Below are 6,128 nucleotides of genomic sequence, written 5' to 3'. Positions count from 1 at the left end.
GGGAGTTCAGCGGCGGCGGTCCTGTGTGGCGCCGGCGAGGAGGCTTCGGGCGGCGTGTGTTCCGGGTTCGGCGCGAGCCGGGGGTGCGGTTAGGGCTGGAGGCCGGTCCAGGACCAGCGTGGGATGGTCAGGGCGTCGGGGACGTTGTCCGCTGAGCCCGAGTAGCGGGTCATGGAGACTGTGGTGGCCCAGGCGAAGTAGTCGTGTAGTACCCGCCGGAGTGGTCCGTCCGCTGCCAGTCCGACGTCCTCTAGAGCCTGGTCGAAGCAGGCGATTGCGCGCTGGTCCATCTCCTCGTGCGGGCCGTTTCCGCTGTGCATCCGCACCACCAGGGTTTCGTCTCCGTAGGTGTCGGAGTACTTGGTGGGGCCTCCTAGCGCCTCGGCCCAGTAGGCGGCCAATCGCTCTTGGTGCTGTGGGTGGAATCCATGGCTGAACGCGTGGCTGACGATCTCGTCGTCCATCACCCGCGAATGCCAGGCTCCGGCCAGCCGGAGCATTCCGTCCCAACCACCAGCAGCTTCATACACACTCTCCATCCCGCCAGACTGCCATGCCCGCCGGGTACCGGACTTGATGAAATGGGAGCCGGAAGATTGGGGTGGGGTGGTCGTAGACTCCATCTGCAAGTCAGTCGCATTTGGGAGGGTTTGATGGAGTACGTCGTGATCGGCGCGGACGGGGTGTTCGACGCTGGGCTGCGGGCTGATCTGCTGGATACGTGGATCGCGGCTACCGATGCGGGCGGGAGTGTGGGGTTCACCGCGCCGGCGCCGGTGCCTCTGGTGGCGGAGACGCTGGACCTCGCGCTCGAGCGGCTTGCCGGTGGCAAGGATCTGCTCGGGGTGCTGCACAACGGGGAGCGGTACGTCGGGATGGGGTTGCTGGTCGGCAAGGACGGCGAGCTCAGTAAGCACTGGCGGACGGTGCTGCGGGTGATGGTGCATCCGAAGTACCAGGGTGGTGGGGCTGGGCGGCTGTTGATGAACGGTCTCCGGCAGTCGGCCATTGACCTGGGCCTCGAGCACCTGCAACTGACGATCCGCGACGGCAACGGTCTGGAAAAGTTCTACGAACCGCTCGGCTACCGCGTTGTCGGCACCCATCCGCGGGCGGTCCGGGTCGCCCCCGACGACTACCGCGACGAAATCATGCTGGTCACAGACCTCAAAACCTGATGTCGAGCGCTGACTGACCACTCCGACGTCCGTGGTGACAGAGGCCGAACAGCAGGAGGTCATCACCATGCGGGATCTGATCGTCACCCAGAACATCACGCTCGACGGCGTGATCGAAGCTACCGACGGCTGGTTCGCGCCGGCTGACACGGAAGACCTGGAGGATCTCGGCGAGGAGATCCGTCGCCAGCGCGAGGCGGCCGACGCGTTCCTGGTCGGGCGCAGGACTTTCGAGGACATGCGCGGTTTCTGGCCCCTGCAGACCGACGACCAGACCGGCATCACCGACTACCTCAATACCGTCGCGAAGTACGTCGTCTCCAGCACACTGCAGGACCCGCAGTGGGAGCCGACGACCGTACTGCGCGGCCCGGTGCCGGTGGACATCCAGGCGCTGAAGGAAGAACAGGGCAAGGACATCGTGGCGACCGGCAGCATCAGCCTCGTCCACGAACTCATTGCCGCCGACCTCGTCGACGAGTACCGGCTGTTCGTCTACCCGACTGTGCTCGGCCACGGCCGCCGGTTGTTCGCCGACGACAGCGCAACCAGGCAACTGAGCCTGGTGCAGACGCTGCCGTTCAAGTCCGGCATCGTGCTGCTGCGCTACCGCGCGAACTACTGACAGGCCCTGCTATCGGCGGGCTATCCCCACCAACGCGATGCCCAGCGCGGCGAGCAGTCCGCCCAGGGTGAGGAGCAGGATCGAGGGACCGCCTGTGTCCGGCAGTTCGGTCTTGTCCACCTGGACCTGCGCGGCCGCCTGGGCCCCGATGGTCACCTTCACCTGCGAGTCCACCGTCACGCCGTTGGTGTCAGCGACCCGGTACGGCTGCTTCGCCGTACCGATGAAGTCCCGCTCCGGAACGAGCCTGACCGACCCGTCGGCCCCGACCGTCCAGGTTCCGACATCCGGCACGACCACCTGCTTCCCACAGGTGGCCGGCCCGGTCACCAGGCACATGCTGCCCAGATCCCAGACCGCGCCGAGGGTGGCGGCGTCGTTCAGCAGCGGATTCACGACCACCGGGTTGCCGGGGCTGCCGGTACCGCTGTCCGGGATGGCCTTCGCCCCGCTCGGAGCACCGACGGTGATCTCCAGGCGAGCCGTGTCCGACGTCCCGTTCGCATCGGTCACCCGATAGGTGAGCGATCTGGTGGTACCGGTGAAGCCCTTCACCGGGGTGTATCCGACGGTGCCGTCCGGGCGGGCCGCGAACGTGCCCTCGCCCGGGACAGTCACCGTGGTCTTGTCAGTCCCGTCCGCCGGGTCGCGCAGCACGACCGAAGCAGGGACCAGCGGAGCCGACGGATCGCCGGCCTTGTCGTTGCCAAGCACCACAACGGTCACCACGGTGCCATAGGCAACAGAAGCCGCGTCATCGACCGCGACCGGACGGATCGGGGTCACGGTCACCGAGACGGTCGAGCGCGCCGAGCTCCGGTTGCTGTCCTTCACCTCGTACGCCGTCGGCCGCGTAGTGCCAGTGAATCCCTTCACCGGAGCGAAAGTGATCTTGCCCTGAGCAACGGAGTACTCGCCCTCGGGAACGGTGACCTTGGCAACCAATGCGCCCTGGGGATCGACCAGCAGAAGCGTCGCCGGATCCAGCGAAGCACCAGCGCCGGGTTTGTCGTTCGCCAGCGGATCGAAGGTGACCGGTAGATGCTGCTTGGTCCGCGCGAGATCCGGGTGAGCCACCGGCCGCGCCCCGACCATCACGGTCAGCGTCGCCTTCCCGGCGGTCCCGTTCGCATCGCTGACCTGATACGTCACCGGCGTGGTCGCACCGGTCGATCCATCCTCAGGCATCAGCCGAACGCCACCATCCGGCTGCACGGTGAACGTGCCCTGTCCCGGAACCCGAAGACTCGACACGGGGTCACCGGTGGCCGGATCGATCACCCGGACGCTGCCCGGCACCAGCGGCGCGCTCGGATCCCCTGGCTTGTCGTTGGCCAGCACAGGCACGGTCACAGCAGTGTCGAACGCTGTGTCGGCTTTGTCGTCGGCCGCGACAGGCACGATCGCAGTCACCGTCACAGTGACCGTGGACATCGCCTTGTTCCCGCTTGTGTCCGTCACCTGGTAAGCGATCGAGCTAGGCCCACTGAACGTCGGCACCGGGTCGAACGCGATCTTCCCGGTCACCACGTTCACCTTGTACGTGCCCTGCCCGGCGATCGTGATTGTCCGGCCCCACGCCCGGTTCGTCCCGAACACCTGGACCGACGTCTTCTCCAGTTCGGCGTCCGTCCCCGGCTTGTCGTTGGCCAGCGGATCCACGGTCAGCTCGAGGTTCTGCTTCGTCGTACCGGTGTCCGGCTTCGCCTCCGGCCCCTTGCCGACGGTCAGGAACAGCAGTCCCTCGGCCGTGGTCCCGTTTCCATCGGTCACCCGGTACGTCGCTGGGCTGGTGAGGCCCTGATAGTCCTTCGCCGGAGTGAAGGTGATCGCGCCGTCAGCGGCCGCTGCGTAGCTGCCTTCGCCGGGTCGCGTGACGTTCTTCCGGAAAACGCCGTCGGCCGGGTCCTTCAGCACCACGCTGCCGGGGATCAATGGCGCCGAAGCATCACCCGGCTTGTCGTTCGCCAGCACCTTGACCGTGACCGGCTGGTTGAACGGCGTGATCGCGGTGTCGTCGACGGTGAACGGGAAGACCGGCGTCGCCGTCAGGCCGAGCGTCGCGGTCGCGGTGCTCTTGTTGGAGTCGGACACCCGGTAGGTGATCGGCGTGGCCCGACCGCGGAAGGCCGGCAGCGGATCGAACTGGATCGCACCGCTGGACTGCACGGTGTAGGTGCCTTGCCCGGGCACCGTGACGCTCTTGCCGAAGCCATCGCGCTGCGCCACCGGAGCCTGCACGACGACCGATGCTGGTACGAGTTCCGCGTCGGTTCCCGGGCTGTCGTTCGACAGCACGTTCACGGTGACGGTGACGTTCTGCAGGGTCGAGGCGTTGTCCGGCAAGGCGATCGGGGCCACGCCGACCGAGATGCGCAGTACTGCGGAAGCGGTGGTTCCGTTGTCATCGGCAACTCGATAGATCAGGTCTTTCGTCGAGCCGGTGAACGAGGGCAGCGGGTCGAAGACGACCGAACCGCCCTGAACCTTGTACGCACCCTCGCCCGGCACCGTCACGGTTGTCCTGAACAAACCGTCCGCCGGATCCTTCAGCACCAGGCTGCCCGGGATCAGCGGCGCCGACGGATCTCCCGCCTTGTCGTTGGCGAGCACCGGCACCGTGACGGTCGTGTCGAACGGCGTGGTCCGGCTGTCATCCGTCGCTGTCGGGGTGATCGCCGTGATCGAGATCGTGATGGTCGACCGGGCAGCCTGGTCGAACCAGTCCGAGACGCGGTACTTCAGCGTCGTCGCGGAACCGGTGAACGCCGGCAGTGGATCGAACGTGACCGTGCCGTCGGGGTTGAGCTGGTAGCTGCCTTGTCCGGCGACCTTGACCAGCTTCTTCAGCGAACCGTCAGCCGGATCGATCAGCACGAGGCTGAGCGGATCGAGCCCTGTGCCCTGACCGGACTCGTCGTTCGCGAGCGGGTCCAGCTTGATCGACTCATCCTGCTTCCCGGTCGCTACGTCCGGCTTCGCGATCGGCGCCGGCGGCTTGGCGATCGTGACGGTCACCGTCGCCGTCGCGATCGTGCCGTTCACATCCGTCACCGAGTAGGTCAGCGGCGCCGCGACACCGGTGAAGGTCGGCACCGGATCGACCTCGACGGTGCCATCGGCCTTGGCGACGAAGGTGGCCTCGCCGTCGACCGTCACAGAAGAGAGCGGCTTGCCCGTCTTCGGATCGATCAGCCGCACACTGCTGGGAACCAGAGGCACGGCCGGATCACCTGCCGTGTCGTTGGCGAGCACGCTGACGATGACGTTCTTGTCGTACGGCGTACTGGCAGTGTCGTCCGTCGCGTCCGGCTGGACCCGGGTGACCTGGACCGCCACCGTGGACGCACCGATCGCGCCGTTGCCGTCGGCAACCTGGTACTTCACCGGCGTGGCCTTGCCGTGGAATGCGGGCACTGGTTCGAACAGGATCCGGCCGTCCGACTTCACGGAGTACTTGCCCTGACCCGGGACCAGCAGGCTCTTCACCGGCTCGGCCTTCACCGGCGGGACCAGCAGCACGCTATCGGGGAGCAACGCCGAACCGGTCGGGCCCGGCTTGTCGTTGTCGAGCACGTTGAGGAAGACAGAGACGCCTTGCAGGGTCGTGGCGGTGTCCGGGTTCGCCACCGGCGGCCCGGGCGCGTCGACCGAGACCACGATCTGCGCTCGCGCGGCGGTGCCGTTCAGGTCGAGCACCTGATAGGTCAGTCCGGTCGTGATGCCCTGGAACCCGTTCACCGGCTCGAAGGTCACCTTGCCCTCGGCAACCTGGTACGTCCCCTGCCGGGCGACGGTCACCTTGTCGACGACGTGACCGGTGCCCGGCTCGACCAGCTTCAGGCTGGCCGGGTCTAGCGGCGCGTCCGGTGAACCGGGCAGGTCGTTGTCGAGCACACCGATGACCGCGTTGGTGTCGAACGGCGTGCTCACCGAGTCACCGGCGGCCTTGGGGATCACCGGCGTTACGGTCACCGCGAGGGTCGACTCCGCAAGCTGGCCGGTGCTGTCGGCAACCCGGTAGCCGATGGTCGTCGCCACCCCGGTGAACTGCGGCAGCGGCACGAAGTCGACGCCGCCAGTCGGCTTCACCGTGTACGAACCTTCGCCCGGAACGACGACCTTCTTCTTGAAGTCGTCCTTGATCGTCACCGAGGCGGGATCGCGCAGGACGACCGAGGCGAGGTCGAACGTCACCCCTGGCGCCGGGCGGTCGTTGGCGAGCGGGCTGAGCGCGAGGCTGACGTTCTGCGGGGTCGTGGCGATGTCGGGGTTCGCGACCGGTTTGGCCGGGAGGGAAACGGTGACGGTCAGGGTCGCCTTGG

Annotated in this window: 4 protein-coding genes; 2 read left to right on the top strand and 2 right to left on the bottom strand. The window is 67.1% G+C overall.

Annotation, left to right across the window (positions count from 1 at the left end; genetic code table 11):
* Positions 1 to 89: 89 nt before the first annotated feature.
* Positions 90 to 539 (bottom strand): group II truncated hemoglobin, encoded by a 450-nt coding sequence (locus VFG33_RS05305; protein WP_325022990.1) that lies wholly within the window; start codon positions 537 to 539, stop codon positions 90 to 92.
* A gap of 114 nt (positions 540 to 653) precedes the next feature.
* Here VFG33_RS05305 and VFG33_RS05300 point away from each other — a divergent pair, with 114 nt between their 5' ends.
* Both VFG33_RS05300 and VFG33_RS05295 read left to right on the top strand, forming a co-directional pair.
* Positions 654 to 1,178, top strand: coding sequence for a GNAT family N-acetyltransferase (locus VFG33_RS05300; protein ID WP_325022988.1), 525 nt, complete (start codon positions 654 to 656; stop codon positions 1,176 to 1,178).
* A 31-nt stretch (positions 1,179 to 1,209) separates the two neighbouring features.
* Complete coding sequence (locus tag VFG33_RS05295; protein WP_325022986.1) at positions 1,210 to 1,803, top strand: dihydrofolate reductase family protein; 594 nt, start codon at positions 1,210 to 1,212, stop codon at positions 1,801 to 1,803.
* Between the two features lie 9 nt (positions 1,804 to 1,812).
* Here VFG33_RS05295 and VFG33_RS05290 read toward each other — a convergent pair.
* The coding region (locus VFG33_RS05290) for an Ig-like domain-containing protein (RefSeq protein WP_325022984.1) at positions 1,813 to 6,128 on the bottom strand (4,316 nt) is incomplete at its 5' end.

This window comes from Kribbella sp., from assembly GCF_035687465.1.
In the GTDB taxonomy this organism is placed as follows: Bacteria; Actinomycetota; Actinomycetes; order Propionibacteriales; family Kribbellaceae; genus Kribbella.
Note: the sequence above shows the minus strand (reverse complement) of the source record. Positions and strands in the feature narration are given on the sequence as shown.

Coding starts and splice junctions, on each gene's coding strand:
- VFG33_RS05305 (WP_325022990.1), bottom strand. CDS start 539: ATGGAGAGTGTGTATGAAGCTGCTGGTGGTTGGGACGGAATGCTCCGG.
- VFG33_RS05300 (WP_325022988.1), top strand. CDS start 654: ATGGAGTACGTCGTGATCGGCGCGGACGGGGTGTTCGACGCTGGGCTG.